This is a genomic window from Ruegeria sp. BE3, assembly GCF_056538865.1.
Genome location: NZ_JBQFTW010000001.1, coordinates 710,852 through 725,238, shown reverse-complemented (window position 1 = coordinate 725,238; position 14,387 = coordinate 710,852). Strand labels below are relative to the sequence as shown.

Below are 14,387 nucleotides of genomic sequence, written 5' to 3'. Positions count from 1 at the left end.
GCCCCGCGGGGCCTCCTTGACGTTTGATTTCCGGATCAGTTCGGGATCAGATCGGGGACGATGGTCACAATCGTCGGGAAGAACCACAGGATCCCAATGCCCACCACCTGAATGATCACGAACGGTACGATGCCGCGATAGATATGGCCTGTTGTGACCTCTTTCGGTGCAACGCCCCTCAGGTAGAACAGCGCAAAGCCAAACGGTGGCGTCAGGAACGAGGTCTGCAGGTTCACCGCTACCATGATCGTCACCCATTTCGGATCGAACGACCCGCCATAGATCACCGGGCCCACGATGGGGATCACGATGTAGATGATCTCAAGGAAATCGAGCACGAAGCCCAGAATGAACAGCACCAGCATCACGATCAGGAAGACCGTGAACTCGTTGTCGAAACTGCGCAGGAATTGCTGGATATAGTGCTCACCCCCGAACGAGATCACCACCAGGTTCAGCAACTGCGAGCCGATCAGGATGGTGAAGACCATCGACGTCACCTTGGCCGTCTCACGCACCACCGGCGTGAGAACCCCACTGGCGAACAGCACCCAGCAGCCGAACAGCAGACCGAACAGCGCATAGAGGTAGGCCGAATAGGCGATGATGAAGGCGATCCAGCTTTCAACCGAGACATTGCCCTGATTGATACGCAAATCGAAGTTCACGCCCATCAGCAGTGCGATGATCACGGCGAAGGTTGACCAGATGATCACCTTGCCCGACCGCCCCTGATCCTGAAGCTTGCGATAGGCCGCCAGCATAATGGCCCCGCCTGCCCCAAGCGCTGCAGCAGGTGTGGGGTTGGTGACACCGCCAAGGATCGAACCCAGAACCGCGATGATCAGAACCAGCGGCGGGAAAACCACGCGGATCAGATCATTGGTGGCGCAGCGGGCGGCCGCCTCTTTGCAGCCGTACATGGCGATTGCAAAGGGTATGGCCAACAACAGGAACGTCGCCCCCGATGAAGTTGTCGGCGCAATCAGCAGCACATCGACCAGCAGCATCAGCAACAAGCCGATAGCACCCACAATCAGTGGCTGCGGCGACCGCGACGGCGCAATCCCGCGGCCCAACACCAGTGTCAGACCCAGCAGGATTATGATCACGGCTACGCCGTTTCCAATCGGCGCGGCTGCGGCGATCTTGGCCTCTTGCGCAGCGGCCAACTCCTCTTCGCTCAGACGCTGTGCCTCAGAAGCTCCGCCCGCGGCATCGATTGCTTCCTGTTCGGTCACGGCCTGATCCCAAGCGGATTGGCCATGCAGCTCGATCATCGAGGCTTTGCACTCCTCAGACACATTGGTGCGCAGCGATGCGCCCTGCCCGATATCCGAAAAGGCCGAAACCGAGACGTTCTGGCTGCCGATCACGCCCGCGCTTCCCAGAAGCATCGCACCTGCGATCAGAGCCACCGGAGCGCCCAGCAGCCAAGTCAGGCCCTCGGACCGGGTGATGGTCTCACCAGACCCGCCCGACAGTTCAACCGCCGGAGCCTTTTCCGGGTTCAACAGCGCATAGCCAAAGGCATAGAGCGCATAGAGCAGCGCCAGCATGATCCCCGGCAGCAGAGCCGCCTGGAACAGCGTACCCACCGAGACAACGGCGGGCTCACCCAGATAGGTCAGTGCGTCAGTACACCCTGCCTCGACGGCGCGGGTTTCCTGCGCGGTTGAATAGAGGTCACCTGCCAGCGTTCCCAGAAGAACAATCACGATGGACGGCGGAATGATCTGCCCCAGCGTACCTGAGGCTGCGATCACACCTGTCGCCAGTTCCGGCGAATAGTTGTTACGTAACATGGTCGGCAAGGCCAACAGACCCATGGTGACAACGGTTGCGCCCACGATGCCGGTCGACGCAGCTAGGAAGGCACCCACAACCACAATCGACACCGCCAGACCACCGGGCAACGGGCCAAACACGCGCGCCATCGTGGTCAACAGGTCGTTTGCGATCTTCGACCGCTCCAGCGTGATGCCCATCAGCACGAACATCAGCACCGCCAGCAGGGTTTCAATCGACTGCCCGGCCAGAACCCGTTCGTTCATCCGGTTCACGATGAAGGAAACATTCCGGTCCAGCGCTGTTTCCCAGCCCTGCAAAAAGACCGGCTCACCTATCCTTGGCAAATCCGGGTATCGGAACACGGATATGACATCCGGTTTGACCCCGGTATTTACCAAGTCGCGGTAAGCTTGTGACCCGGTGTCGATCGCCTGATGGATCAACAGCCCGGCGCTGTCCAGCGCGGCGATGATCCCGAAAGAAATCACCCCGGCCCCACCAATGGCAAAGGCCACCGGAAAGCCCGAAAGGATGCCCCCGAAAAGGCAGAAGAATACGATAATGAGGCCTATCTCGACGCCATCAAGTCCGAATAGCATTGTCTGGTTCTCCGTCCCTAATGCGCGCCTTCGTAGGCTTCTTCACCCTCGCCAAGGCTGTCCTTGTCGAGGTATTTTCCAATGCTTTCCGGCCCTTCCACATATTCCAGATAAGACCGATACAGGAACGCGATCGCGTGCAGGAACACCATCGCGGCAAAGGCCACCAGCAGAATTTTGAACAGGAAATAAGCGTTGAAGCCGTTTGGGCTGAACCCGATGGTTTCAACGTTCCAGCGCAGCGCGCGGGACTTGGCGACCAACCGGTCCAGAGTATCGCTGGCCGAGGGCTTCGGCACGATCAGGTGCCGCCACATAAAGTACCAGCCATACATCCATGTCAGCACCGCCATGGGCATCATGAACAGAACCGCCCCGCACATGTCGACAACGCGCTTGGCGCGATGGCTGATACCGGCATAGATCAGGTCAACCCGGACGTGACCGCCCTGCACAAACGTATAGGTGCAGCAAAGACAGACCACCATGGCGTTATAGAGTTTAAGTTCTTCTGCGAACCAGCTGATATCCATTTGAAAAGGGATACCCAGCCCGAAAGACATATCCGGGCGTGTAAACACCCGCTGCATGAAAACGATAACAATCTGCTGTATGACCATCAGCAGACCCGCCCAGGCAAAGAAGCGACCCGTTGTGTTGGCAAATCCTTCCAACACGCGCACCATTCCCCACATGAAGTTCCGGTAGTAAAGGCCAATGGCCGTCAGCACCAGAAACAGCGCGAAGATCACGAAGAAGAACTCGACCGAACCGCCGTAATAGACAAAGCGCATGATAGCTTCTTTGTCCGACCAGTTCAGCCAGAGCTGCGGATGCGTGATGGCGTATCCGAAATTATAGAAGGCTTCGGCAATGTTCTGAATGAACCAGACCAGTCCATTCCAAAGGGCGCCGAAGAACGAGATACCGTTTTCGTCCTGCATGTTGTCCCCAGGTCGCATCGGTTGCACGTTTCATTATTGCGGTATGTCCGAACCGCTTATGTGCAACGGGAAAGGCTCCCCCGCCGAACGGGGGAACCGATTGCATTGAGCGGGAGTGCTTAACCGCGCACGCGGTCGCGCTGTGCGGTGTAGACACCCGACGACAGGTTGTTCCAGCCCGACGATGCGGCCATCGACTCCATGGCGCTGTCATGGATCCGCTTGAACAGCTCGTCGCCCATGTTCTCGTCCAGCACTTCCTGGCTGGCCTGACCGAAGGCATCCCAGACGCTGTCGGGGAATTCCATGACCTTGACACCACCGGCCTGCAGACGCTGCAGCGCCGCGCCGTTGTTGGCCAGGAATTGCGCCAGGTTCCACTGGTGCGCTTCGGCAGCTGCGATCTCGATGATCTTCTGCTGAGCGGCGGACAGGCTGTCAAACACTTCGCGGTTGGTGGCCAGCGACAGACCCGCACCCGGCTCGTGGAAGCCTGCAGTGTAATAAGTCTTGGTGATTTCCTGGAAGCCCGCTTTTTCGTCGGCCCACGGACCGATCCACTCGGTTCCGTCAATCGCGCCGGACGACAGCGCCTGATACACTTCCGAGCCCGGAATGTTCTGAACCGATGCACCCAGTTTGCCCAGTGCCTTACCGCCCAGACCCGGCATACGGAACTTCAGACCGTTGAAGTCTTCGGGGCTGTTGATCTCTTTCGAGTACCAGCCACCTGCCTGCGCACCGGTGTTACCGGCCAGGAAGGATTTCAGGCCGAAGATTTCGCCCAGTTCGTCATGCAGCTCCATACCGCCGGCATGGTAGTACCAGTTCACTAGTTCCTGCGCGGTCATGCCGAACGGAACAGCGGTGAAGAAGGCATAGCCCGGGTGCTGACCCACAAAATAGTAATCAGCCGCGTGGTACATATCGGCCTGACCGGACGATACCGCGTCGAACACTTCGAACGCACCAACCAGTTCACCGGCGGCTTTGATTTCAACGTTCAGGTCACCATCCGACATTGTGGTGATGCTGTCGGCACAACGCTGCGCGCTGTCGAAAACGCCCGCAAGGCCACGGCCCCACGAGGTGACCATGGTCAGCGTCCGCTTGCCCTGCGCATAAGCGGGCGCGGCCAGAGTGGTCGCGGCAGCAGCCGAGCCGCCCAGTGCTGACGTTTTCAGAAACTTACGACGATCCATATGAGTGTTCCTCCCCTACATATTCATTACCCGGCTGATGCCGGGCCGATCGTTTCCAGTGCGCGTCAGCCTAATTGCAAGCACATGAATGTGAATACCTACTACTACGTAGCCGAGCCGATTTTTCCGCGCTCGGGGCATAAATCAGGCCGATTTCACCTGCCCCTTCTTAAAAATCGAGTGCCGGGACCACTGATCGCCCAATCTTTTTGCAATTTCCTGGCAGCTTGCGTATCGATTCGACCATGAGAGGATTCCGAAATCTCATCTCGCTGACCTATGCGCAGAAACTGTCGCTGGTCGCTGCTATCCCGCTGCTTGCAGCGGTGGCTGCGATTGCGCTGGTGGTCGCCTATGAATCCCGTGCAACCGCCGAACGCGAGATACAAGCCCTCGAACGTCGTCTGATCGAGGCCAAGAAGGATGAACTGCGCAACTATGTGACTCAGGCTCGCAACGGGTTTGCCTATATCTACGGTCGCGCCTCGCCCGATGATGAGGTTGCAAAGAACCTCGTTACACAGATCCTGTCGGCGATGATCTATGGCAAGGACGGTTTTTTCTTCGTCTACGATTATGACGGCAACAACCTTGTCAGCCCGCGCCAGACCGAGTTCATCAACCGCAACTGGTCAGATCTGACCGACAGCGACGGCATACCGATCGTGGACGAGTTCATCACGCTCGCCCGTCAGGGTGCTGGCTGGCACAGCTTCATGTGGCAAAAACCCTCGACCGGGGAAGAGGCGCAGATGATTGCCTATGTCGTCGGCCTGCAGGATTGGCGCTGGGTCGTCGGCACCGGCGTCTTTATTGATGATATAGTCGCAACAGTCGCTAATGCACGGGCCGAAGTCGAAGCGCGCGTTCAGCGCACCTTCCTCTATATCGGAGGCATCGTTCTGGCTGCCGTGCTGATCGTTTTCGCCTCAGGCATGTTGCTGAATTTCCGTGAGCGCCGTCTGGCCGATGCCAAACTCAAAGAGCTGACCCAGCGCGTGTTCGACGCGCAGGAAGAAGAACGCGGCCGCGTGGCGCGCGAACTGCATGACGGCATCAGCCAGATCCTAGTCGGTGTCCGCTATGCGCTGGACAACGCCCGCCGCCGCTTGACCCGCGGCGACGATACAGGTGCGCAGGAACCATTAGAGAAAGGCATCGACAATCTGGGTACCGCGATTACCGAAGTGCGCCGCATCAGTCGCGATCTTAGACCCGGCGTGCTGGACGATCTGGGCCTCGGCCCCGCGCTTAAGGCGCTGACCGACGATTTCCGCGAACGCACAGGGATCGAGACCGAGTTCACCACAGTGGTGTTCCGCAACCGGCTGGATCAGGACAGTAAGATCGCGCTCTACCGGATTGCCCAAGAGGCGCTGACCAATATCGAGCGTCACTCGGGCGCGACCCGTGTTACAATCGACCTGCGCGGCCACAAGAAAGGCGCCACGATGCGCATCACGGACAATGGCTGCGGGCTGCGCAGCGAAACGGACAGCACCTCCACCGGTATCGGCCTGCGCAACATGCAGGAACGGATAGAACAGCTTGACGGTTCGCTTCGCATTCTGTCATCCCGCGGTCAACGCAGCGGCACCGTGATCGAGGCCAGCCTGCCGCTCAGCCACCTGCTGCCACCGCAGGAAGACGCAACACCGAAACGAAAGGCCGGTTCCTGATGTCTGATTCGATCCGGGTTCTTATTGTCGACGATCACCCGATGGTGGCTGAGGGCATCCAATCTCTGCTCGAAGGCTATGACGAGATCGAAGTGGTCGGCACCCTCTCCAACGGTCAGGAGGCGGTCGATCAGGCGACACAGCTGGAACCGGACGTAATACTGATGGACCTCAACATGCCAGGTCTCAGCGGGCTCAGCGCAACCGAACTCATTCTCGAACGGGTGCCCGACACGCGCATCCTGATCCTGTCGATGCATGACAGCCCGGAATACATCTCGACCGCGCTCAGCCACGGGGCCAAGGGCTATGTGCTCAAGGACGTGCCCACTGAAGAGATCAAGCAGGCCATCGATGCGGTGATGCGCGGCGAGCGCTACCTCTGCACCGGGGCCAGCGGATCGCTGGAGCCCAAGGACGGCAACACCCGCGAGGCGCTGACAGGCCGCGAACAGACCATTCTGCTGGAACTGGCGCAGGGCAAATCCAACAAAGAGGTCGCGCTGGCGCTGGATATCTCGGTACGCACCGTCGAGACCCACCGCAAGAACATCAAACGCAAGCTTGGCATCTCCTCCACCGCGGGCCTGACCCGCTATGCGCTAGAACATGGGGTGCTGCAAGGCACCAGTCCCGGGTTCTGACCGCAGCGCGGCACGCGCTGCCCGGCCCAACCGGAGGAGGCGCGCCGAAGGCGCTTCGACGACGGGCGGGAGTGCTACCCGCTGCCGCGCGGGCTGATGCCTTCGCCAAAAAACACCAGCGTCCCGTCCTCGTCGATGACGTGGAACTCGCGCTGTCGATAGGGTTGATCGAATGGAGGCCGCACGCGCCCCTCGGGCAAGTCCTGCAAACCAGGACGCAGCTTTTCATACAAAGCGTCAATCCCTTCGACATCGATATAGAAAGATTGTTCGTCACCCAACGGACGCCCATCCGGGCGCGGCGGGCATTCCAGCAAACGGATGGCAACCACATCAAGCCGCAAGAAAGCATAGTTGTCCTGCTTGAAGGTGCAGGTAAATCCCAACCGAGTGCAATAAAACTCGATTTGCCTGTCCAGAGACGAGCACAGCACAAACGGTGTGAGTTGCAATATCCGCGCCATCTGATCCTCCCGATCCAATGGCTGAAACTCTAGCATGACTCAGTCGATAAGTTGATCGTTTCGCAATCCTTCACGCTCATGATGATGCGGCAATACGCGGCCGTATAGTTGGCGGGTCCGCTCGACTCCCCCACACATGCCTTCAGTTTCGACAAACGAAAAAATCCCGACATACCGCTTGCGCGGGCCGCTGACCGGTGCCACCCGGTGCAGTGAATACCGTCCCCGGAATATCTGCAGATCGCCGGGCTGCAGTTCAAGCGTATGAACTCGCGCCATGTTGCCATCCAGCACCGCCGCGACATCCGAAAAATTCTCCTCATCTGCGCTGCGAAGGTTGGGAGCATACTGAAACGCCCCGCCCTCTTCCCCATTCTGGATCGCCAGCGTGACCGTGTAGTTGTTGGTGTCGAAATGCCAGGGAAAGCCCTGCCCCTCCTCGACCACGTTAATGATCACATCGGCCAGCGGATCATCATATCGAAAGAACCGATCCTCGGGTTCGTTCAGAGCGGTCCGGATGAAGGGCATAAACTCTTCAAATTCGTAAATCCGACGCAGGGGACCATTTTTGGCAAAGTTATCCGCTGGAACAAAGGCGTTTGACCGGTCGTAGAAACGACGTATTGGATGGCCGATCCCGAAGCGCGGATCATCCTTGGTGAAATAGGCGTTGGTCCGGTTGAACGAACGATGCGCCTGCGGGGCGGTAGCTTCGGCTTCACGCACCAGATGCTCCAACCCGGCTTCGTGCACAAAACCGGGCAACACCGCACAACCGTCCTGATCAAGCTCTCGCCGAAGATCCTCGATCATTCGGTTATACGCCCAGGATCCCGGGCAATCGATCGGGTATCGCCCGAGATCCACCAGATCGTGCAGCATCACTGATCTCCTTTTTTCGTGCGGTTACAGACAAGCGTGACGCAGACAGGTCGACCGATCATGCCCGTTTCGGACATCGCGTTGACGCTTTCAGACCTCCGCATCCTCTGCCAAACCAGTGAATAACTTCGATTTTTGGCGGAAATTCCCAACATGCGTCAAAATGCGCAATAATATGTCGCAAAATACCGCCTCCGAGTTAGAAAATTTGAGCAATTGCCTGTTGACGCCCCCGCGCGCCCCTCATAATGTCCCTGCACGCAAAGAAGGAGCCTCTGGCGATGAGAACGCTAGTCGTAATCGTAGGAACCAAGCGCATGGGCCGGTAACGGTAAACCATAATCGAACCCATGCGCCTCCGAAAAATCTCGGGGGCTTTTTTTATGCAGAACGCAAGACACATGTCGCGAACGGAGCAAAGCAGATGACACGTGAGATGACCGGCGCAAAGATGGTGGTTCAGGCCCTTAAGGATCAGGGCGTGGACACGGTATTCGGATACCCCGGTGGCGCCGTCCTACCGATCTATGATGAGATCTTTCTGCAAAACGATATCCGTCACATTCTTGTGCGGCACGAACAGGGCGCGGTACACGCAGCCGAAGGCTATGCGCGGTCCACCGGCAAACCGGGCGTTGCGCTGGTGACGTCTGGCCCCGGCGCGACCAATGCGGTGACCGGTCTGACCGATGCGCTGATGGATTCGATCCCGATCGTTGTTCTGACCGGTCAGGTGCCGACCTTCATGATTGGCTCGGACGCGTTCCAGGAAGCCGACACCGTAGGCATCACCCGCCCCTGCACCAAGCACAATTGGCTGGTGAAAGATACCGACTCACTGTCCGGCACCCTGCACGAGGCCTTCCACGTCGCCACGTCGGGCCGCCCCGGCCCCGTTCTGATCGACATCCCCAAGGATGTTCAGTTTGCGAATGGAGAATACAGCGGACCGAAGCCTTCAACCTCACATTATCAACCCGTGCTCAAAGGTGATCTGGAAGAGATCACTGAACTGGTTGCCGCGATGGAGACCGCCAAGAAGCCCGTTTTCTACACCGGCGGCGGCGTCATCAACTCTGGCACCGCGGCCAGCCAGTTGCTGCGCGAGTTGGTGGATGCGACCGGCTTTCCAATCACTTCGACTCTGATGGGGCTCGGGGCTTATCCGGCTTCAGGCAAGAACTGGATCGGAATGCTGGGGATGCATGGCCTCTATGAGGCCAACATGGCGATGCATGATTGCGATCTGATGATCAACATTGGTGCTCGCTTTGACGACCGGATCACCGGACGGATCGATGCGTTCTCGCCGAATTCGGTCAAGGCGCATATCGATATTGACCCGTCCTCGATCAACAAGGTCATCCGTGTGGATATCCCGATTGTCGGTGACGTTGCCCATGTTCTGGAAGACATCCTGAACATCTGGAAATCGCGCGGCCGCAAAACCAACACGCCAGCTGTTGCCGAATGGCAAAAGCAGATCGATGACTGGCGCAAGGTGAATTGCCTGGCTTTCACGGCCAGCGAGAAGACCATTAAACCGCAACACGCCTTACGGCGGCTGGAAGAACTGACCAAGAACCACGACCGTTATATCACAACCGAAGTTGGCCAACACCAGATGTGGGCCGCGCAATATCTTGGCTTCGAAGACCCCAACCGTTGGATGACGTCTGGCGGTCTGGGCACCATGGGCTACGGCTTCCCGGCCTCGATCGGCGTGCAGATGGCGCATCCGGATGCGTTGGTGATCAACGTGGCGGGCGAGGCTTCGTGGCTGATGAACATGCAAGAGATGGGCACCGCCGTTCAGTACCGCCTGCCGGTGAAGCAGTTCATCCTCAACAACGAACGCCTGGGCATGGTGCGCCAGTGGCAGGAGTTGCTGCATGGCGAACGGTACTCGCATTCGTGGTCCGAGGCACTGCCCGATTTCGTCAAGCTCGCCGAAGCGTTTGGTGCCAAGGGCATCATCTGTTCTGAGCCCGCCGATCTGGATGACGCGATCATGGAGATGATCAACTATGACGGCCCGGTGATCTTTGACTGTCTGGTCGAAAAGCACGAGAACTGCTTCCCGATGATCCCGTCGGGCAAAGCCCATAACGAGATGCTGCTTGGCGAAGCCGAGACCCAGGGCGTGATCGATTCCAAGGGTTCGGTTCTGGTTTAACAAAATTCGACGAATTTTGTCGGGCGCTTCGGTGCCCGACCATCGCAGGATGATGAAAGGGACATAAATGTCTGCCCTACAAATCAAAAAAGGCGCAACCCGCCATTCCGCATACAACCTACGCCCCACTTTCTCGGACGTACAGGAGCAGCACACGATCGCCGTTCTGGTCGAAAACGAGCCCGGCGTATTGGCGCGGGTGATCGGTCTGTTCTCGGGCCGCGGCTATAACATCGAAAGTCTCACCGTCGCCGAGGTGGACCACACCGGACATCTCAGCCGGATCACCATCGTGACCACCGGCACGCCGCAGGTGATCGAACAGATCAAGGCACAGCTGGGCCGGATCGTTTCGGTGCGGGATGTGCATGACCTGACCGTCGAAGGCTCATCAGTTGAACGCGAACTGGCGATCATCAAGGTCGTCGGCGAAGGCGACAAACGGGTCGAAGCGCTGCGTCTTGCGGATATCTTCCGTGCCAATGTGGTCGACAGCACCCTGAATTCGTTCATCTTCGAGATCACAGGTGCGCCAGACAAGATCGACGCGTTTGCCGATCTGATGCGGCCCCTGGGTCTTGCTGAAATCGCGCGCACTGGTGTTGCTGCCTTATTGCGTGGCGATAGAACCTGAAATCCGGTCTCTCTGCCGCATCATGCGCGGCTCGATCACTGAAATAACCGCGCGAACGCAAACGCGCGGCTATTTTCCTCACATCTAGACCAGAACATGAAAAAGATCAGACAAGTTAGCCAAAACCCTATTGATTTTGGCACACGTCACGTTAGCGTGTAGCGTGTAGCGGCGTGCAATCAGGCCTCCGCTAGGGTCTTCGTTACGATTTCTGACTGACATTCGGCCATTGCGCCGATGTGATCGCGTTTTACTAAAAACCAGCAGAATCCCGGGACGAACGTGACCGATACCATCCGCAACCCCGCCGAATTGCGCAGCATGTTTGGCGAAAACCTCAAACAGCTTGCGCGCAGCTATCCTTCGGTTTCGGAACTCTGCCGCCAGTTGGGCATCAACCGGACACAGTTCAATCGATATCTGGGTGGCGAAAGCTTTCCGCGACCCGACGTGCTGGATCGGATTTGCCGGTTCTTTGCCGTGGATGCGCGTATCCTGCTGAAACCTTTGGAAGAGATTGAAACACCCCCTGCGCACCCGGCGTCCGACACCATCGACCGCTTTCTCGCTGCCGGAACCAACGCGCTGTTCGCACCCGGTTTCTATCACGCGATCGAGGCAGATCTGAACGGAAGCGATGCCGCACGGCACCAGCTGCTGCTTGTGCGCCGCATTGGCCATTGCGCCCTGCTGCGCGGTTATGAGCCGCACTCAGCGATGCCCGGTGAACCCGCCCCCGCGCGCGAGCTTCAAGGGGTTGTCACGCAATCCGGTACGCAGATCTGCGCGCTGATGTCCCGTCAGGGCGGGCGGGATTGCCGGGTGATGGTAGTGACGCCACAACCCTCGGACACCGAGTTGCGGTGGCTGGGTTATCTGCTGCGGCTACCAGACCGACCTGCCCTAGGTCCGAATATTCAACGGCTGGAACTACGTCACCTCGCGTACGATCTGTCTGCAGCCCTGCGTCTAAGACGCAGAGCACCGCACGCCCCAGAAGCGCGCTGACACATCCGGGCCTGTATTCAGGCCGCTTCGTCTGCCACTGCGTCTTCAGTGATCAGCCGATAGAGGCGCCAACTGGCGTGGCCCATCAGCGGCAATACCACCAACAAACCCAAAAACCACGGGATCATTGCCAGAAAGGTGACAATGGCAATGAAAGCGCCCCAGCCCAACATCACGCCTTTATTTGCAGCGACATAGGCATAGCTCGATATCATCGCGGTGACAAAATCCAACTCACGATCCAGCAACATCGGGATCGACAGAACCGTGATCATGTAAAGCAGGATCGCAAATATGGCCCCGACGACTGTCCCGATGGCCAGCATGGACAATCCATTTGGTGTCAGAAACACCTCAAACGACGATGAGATGTTGGTCATCGTCGACAGCCCCATGAAAAGTGCAAAAATCATGTGCCCGAGGAAAAACCAGAACAGGAACATCACCACGATGATGGCACAGATCGACGGCAGCTGCCTGCGGCTTTGCTGCACGACAACCCCAAAGATCGCACCAAAATCCAGCGGTTCGCCCTGCTCAAGTCGGTGAGAAACTTCATAGAGACCCACGGCGGCAAACGGACCGATCAGCGGGAACCCGATCGCGGCGAGTACCAGCCAGAACGAGGTTCCACTCTGCAGTGTGACCCAGGCCATCACCCAGCCCGCCACCACGTAGAACCCGGCAAACAAAAGACCGAAGACCGGCGCGCGGCGGAAATCCTGCCAACCCTGACGCAGCGCGTCCTTCAGCATGGCTGCGTCAACCGCTTTCATTGTTGGAACACCAAAAGGCTTATCCATTCTCTGTCTCTCCTCCCGTGACCGATCTAGTTGGTCGGTCTTTTCTGTGGCCAGCACGTCGCCTCATGATAAGCTGCCCCGACTGCCAGCATTCGCGCGTCGGAACCGCGTGGCCCGAATAGCTGCAAACCCATCGGCAATCCCTGCGCGCCAAACCCGGCTGGCACCGCCAGACAGGGCAGACCCAGCAAACTGACCGGAGTAACCACCTGCATCCAGCGGTGATAGGTGTCCATCACCTGTCCTGCGACCTCGGTCGGATATGGCTGGTCGATATCAAAGGGCCAAACCTGAGCCGCCGGAAGTACCAGCGCATCATAGCTTTCAAACAGCGCCGCGGCCTGCCGAAACCACTCCGACCGTGTGACACTGGCATGATGCACGTCCATCGCGCTCAGCGCCAATCCACGCTCCAACTCCCATTGCGCACTGTCCTTGAGTGAGGCTTTCCGGTCCGACAAGGCTTCCAGCCCTGTGGCTACGCTCCAGGATCGCAAGGTAATCCAGCTGTCCCAAATCCGTTCGGCGTCAAATGGCGGGGCAACCGACTCAATACGCGCCCCAAGCTGAGCAAATACGTCCAGAGCGTTCTCACACAGCTCTGATATTCCAGCCTCATAAGGAAACGCGCCGCCCCAATCGCCCAGCCATCCGATCCGCATGCCTTTCAGGTCGGCCTTCGAAACCGTAGAGACATCATCGACATCAAGGCTCAGCGGCATCCGCGAATCCGGGCCCGAGATTACATCCAGCAAAATCCCGATATCCTCCGGGCTGCGTGCCATGGGGCCAAGGGTCGATAGCTGGTGCAGATAGCTGTCCCCGACAGGTTCAGAGGGCACCCGCCCCCAGCTGGGCCGAAACCCGTACACATTGTTCCACGCAGCCGGGTTGCGCAAACTGCCCATCATGTCCGACCCATCGGCCAGCGCTACCATGCCAGTGGCCAAAGCCACCGCCGCACCACCGGATGACCCACCACAGGATCGCGCCGGGTCATACGGGTTGCGCGTGGCGCCATAGACCGGGTTGAACGTGTGCGATCCCAACCCGAACTCGGGCGAGTTTGTCTTGCCTATCAGAATCGCGCCAGCCGCCCGCATCCGCGCTGCGATCAAGTCATCAGACTGCGGAACGTGGTCCTTGAACAGCGGCGAACCTTGTGTCGACACAACCCCGGCCACGTTCACCAGATCTTTCACCGCAATCGGCAAACCATGCAACGGCCCTCGGATCGGGCCGTCATCCAGCGCCTGCGCCTCTGCCAGCAACGCCGCTTCATCCCGTAGCGCAACGATCGCATTTACGCGGCCATTGACCTCAGCGATCCGATCCAGCGTCGCGCGCATAACCTCACCCGCAGAGATCGAGCGCTGCGCAAGGGCGCCCAACAGGTCTGTGGCAGAGGTTTGGCTCAGGTTCATAGGCAGGCTCACATCAGGCTTTCGCCGCTCAGCCTAGCCAAGCCGCCTCACCATTTAAACCCACTGTTTCAATGTATCTTTTCCCGACCAGAGGCGCGAACGGGATCCCGCTTCATCTGGCCCAAAATATCCCG

At 58.5% G+C, this 14,387-nt stretch carries 12 protein-coding genes; 5 read left to right on the top strand and 7 right to left on the bottom strand.

Going from position 1 to position 14,387, the window contains the following annotated elements:
- Positions 1-35 precede the first annotated feature (35 nt).
- From ACR0AZ_RS03565 to ACR0AZ_RS03555, 3 genes are all read right to left on the bottom strand, one after another.
- The gene (locus tag ACR0AZ_RS03565) at positions 36-2,390 is read right to left on the bottom strand and encodes a TRAP transporter large permease (protein ID WP_480469524.1); all 2,355 of its coding nucleotides are present in this window, start codon (positions 2,388-2,390) and stop codon (positions 36-38) included.
- A gap of 17 nt (positions 2,391-2,407) precedes the next feature.
- The gene (locus tag ACR0AZ_RS03560) at positions 2,408-3,334 is read right to left on the bottom strand and encodes a TRAP transporter small permease subunit (RefSeq protein ID WP_480666787.1); all 927 of its coding nucleotides are present in this window, start codon (positions 3,332-3,334) and stop codon (positions 2,408-2,410) included.
- Positions 3,335-3,453: 119 nt separating this feature from the next.
- On the bottom strand, positions 3,454-4,536 hold the full coding sequence (locus ACR0AZ_RS03555; RefSeq protein WP_480469522.1) for a TRAP transporter substrate-binding protein: 1,083 nt from the start codon (positions 4,534-4,536) through the stop codon (positions 3,454-3,456).
- Positions 4,537-4,781: 245 nt separating this feature from the next.
- Here ACR0AZ_RS03555 and ACR0AZ_RS03550 point away from each other — a divergent pair, with 245 nt between their 5' ends.
- Together ACR0AZ_RS03550 and ACR0AZ_RS03545 are read left to right on the top strand one after the other, a co-directional pair.
- The gene (locus ACR0AZ_RS03550) at positions 4,782-6,215 is read left to right on the top strand and encodes a cache domain-containing protein (protein WP_480469521.1); all 1,434 of its coding nucleotides are present in this window, start codon (positions 4,782-4,784) and stop codon (positions 6,213-6,215) included.
- Positions 6,215-6,859 carry a response regulator transcription factor gene (locus ACR0AZ_RS03545; RefSeq protein WP_480469520.1) on the top strand — a complete coding sequence of 215 codons (645 nt, stop codon included), beginning with the start codon at positions 6,215-6,217 and terminating at the stop codon, positions 6,857-6,859. Before ACR0AZ_RS03550 ends, ACR0AZ_RS03545 begins: the two co-directional genes overlap by 1 nt.
- A 74-nt stretch (positions 6,860-6,933) precedes the next feature.
- On the opposite strand, the gene ACR0AZ_RS03540 is transcribed toward ACR0AZ_RS03545, so the two are convergent.
- Both ACR0AZ_RS03540 and ACR0AZ_RS03535 read right to left on the bottom strand, forming a co-directional pair.
- Entirely contained in the window at positions 6,934-7,359 is a 426-nt protein-coding gene (locus tag ACR0AZ_RS03540; protein WP_480469519.1) for a bleomycin resistance protein, read from the bottom strand.
- A gap of 3 nt (positions 7,360-7,362) precedes the next feature.
- Positions 7,363-8,208 (bottom strand): HalD/BesD family halogenase, encoded by an 846-nt coding sequence (locus tag ACR0AZ_RS03535; protein ID WP_480469518.1) that lies wholly within the window; start codon positions 8,206-8,208, stop codon positions 7,363-7,365.
- A gap of 424 nt (positions 8,209-8,632) precedes the next feature.
- On the opposite strand from ACR0AZ_RS03535, the gene ACR0AZ_RS03530 reads away from it, so the two are divergent.
- The 3 genes from ACR0AZ_RS03530 to ACR0AZ_RS03520 all read left to right on the top strand — a co-directional run bounded on the left by ACR0AZ_RS03530 (position 8,633) and on the right by ACR0AZ_RS03520 (position 12,026).
- Entirely contained in the window at positions 8,633-10,384 is a 1,752-nt protein-coding gene (locus ACR0AZ_RS03530; protein WP_480469517.1) for an acetolactate synthase 3 large subunit, read from the top strand.
- A gap of 67 nt (positions 10,385-10,451) precedes the next feature.
- Entirely contained in the window at positions 10,452-11,018 is a 567-nt protein-coding gene (gene ilvN / locus ACR0AZ_RS03525; protein ID WP_480469516.1) for an acetolactate synthase small subunit, read from the top strand.
- A 282-nt stretch (positions 11,019-11,300) separates the two neighbouring features.
- On the top strand, positions 11,301-12,026 hold the full coding sequence (locus ACR0AZ_RS03520) for a helix-turn-helix domain-containing protein (RefSeq protein WP_480469515.1): 726 nt from the start codon (positions 11,301-11,303) through the stop codon (positions 12,024-12,026).
- Between the two features lie 17 nt (positions 12,027-12,043).
- Here the strand turns inward: ACR0AZ_RS03520 and ACR0AZ_RS03515 are convergent, their stop codons facing one another.
- Positions 12,044-12,829 (bottom strand): DUF2189 domain-containing protein, encoded by a 786-nt coding sequence (locus tag ACR0AZ_RS03515; protein ID WP_480469514.1) that lies wholly within the window; start codon positions 12,827-12,829, stop codon positions 12,044-12,046.
- Between the two features lie 26 nt (positions 12,830-12,855).
- Positions 12,856-14,253: an amidase gene (locus ACR0AZ_RS03510; RefSeq protein ID WP_480666786.1), complete on the bottom strand. Its 1,398-nt coding sequence runs from the start codon at positions 14,251-14,253 to the stop codon at positions 12,856-12,858.
- Positions 14,254-14,387 lie beyond the last annotated feature (134 nt).

What these genes read in the sequence shown, in the direction of transcription:
- ACR0AZ_RS03565 (WP_480469524.1), bottom strand. Translation starts at nt 2,390, where the DNA reads ATGCTATTCGGACTTGATGGCGTCGAGATAGGCCTCATTATCGTATTC.
- ACR0AZ_RS03560 (WP_480666787.1), bottom strand. Translation starts at nt 3,334, where the DNA reads ATGCAGGACGAAAACGGTATCTCGTTCTTCGGCGCCCTTTGGAATGGA.
- ACR0AZ_RS03555 (WP_480469522.1), bottom strand. Translation starts at nt 4,536, where the DNA reads ATGGATCGTCGTAAGTTTCTGAAAACGTCAGCACTGGGCGGCTCGGCT.
- ACR0AZ_RS03550 (WP_480469521.1), top strand. Translation starts at nt 4,782, where the DNA reads ATGAGAGGATTCCGAAATCTCATCTCGCTGACCTATGCGCAGAAACTG.
- ACR0AZ_RS03545 (WP_480469520.1), top strand. Translation starts at nt 6,215, where the DNA reads ATGTCTGATTCGATCCGGGTTCTTATTGTCGACGATCACCCGATGGTG.
- ACR0AZ_RS03540 (WP_480469519.1), bottom strand. Translation starts at nt 7,359, where the DNA reads ATGCTAGAGTTTCAGCCATTGGATCGGGAGGATCAGATGGCGCGGATA.
- ACR0AZ_RS03535 (WP_480469518.1), bottom strand. Translation starts at nt 8,208, where the DNA reads ATGCTGCACGATCTGGTGGATCTCGGGCGATACCCGATCGATTGCCCG.
- ACR0AZ_RS03530 (WP_480469517.1), top strand. Translation starts at nt 8,633, where the DNA reads ATGACACGTGAGATGACCGGCGCAAAGATGGTGGTTCAGGCCCTTAAG.
- ilvN (WP_480469516.1), top strand. Translation starts at nt 10,452, where the DNA reads ATGTCTGCCCTACAAATCAAAAAAGGCGCAACCCGCCATTCCGCATAC.
- ACR0AZ_RS03515 (WP_480469514.1), bottom strand. Translation starts at nt 12,829, where the DNA reads ATGGATAAGCCTTTTGGTGTTCCAACAATGAAAGCGGTTGACGCAGCC.
- ACR0AZ_RS03510 (WP_480666786.1), bottom strand. Translation starts at nt 14,253, where the DNA reads ATGAACCTGAGCCAAACCTCTGCCACAGACCTGTTGGGCGCCCTTGCG.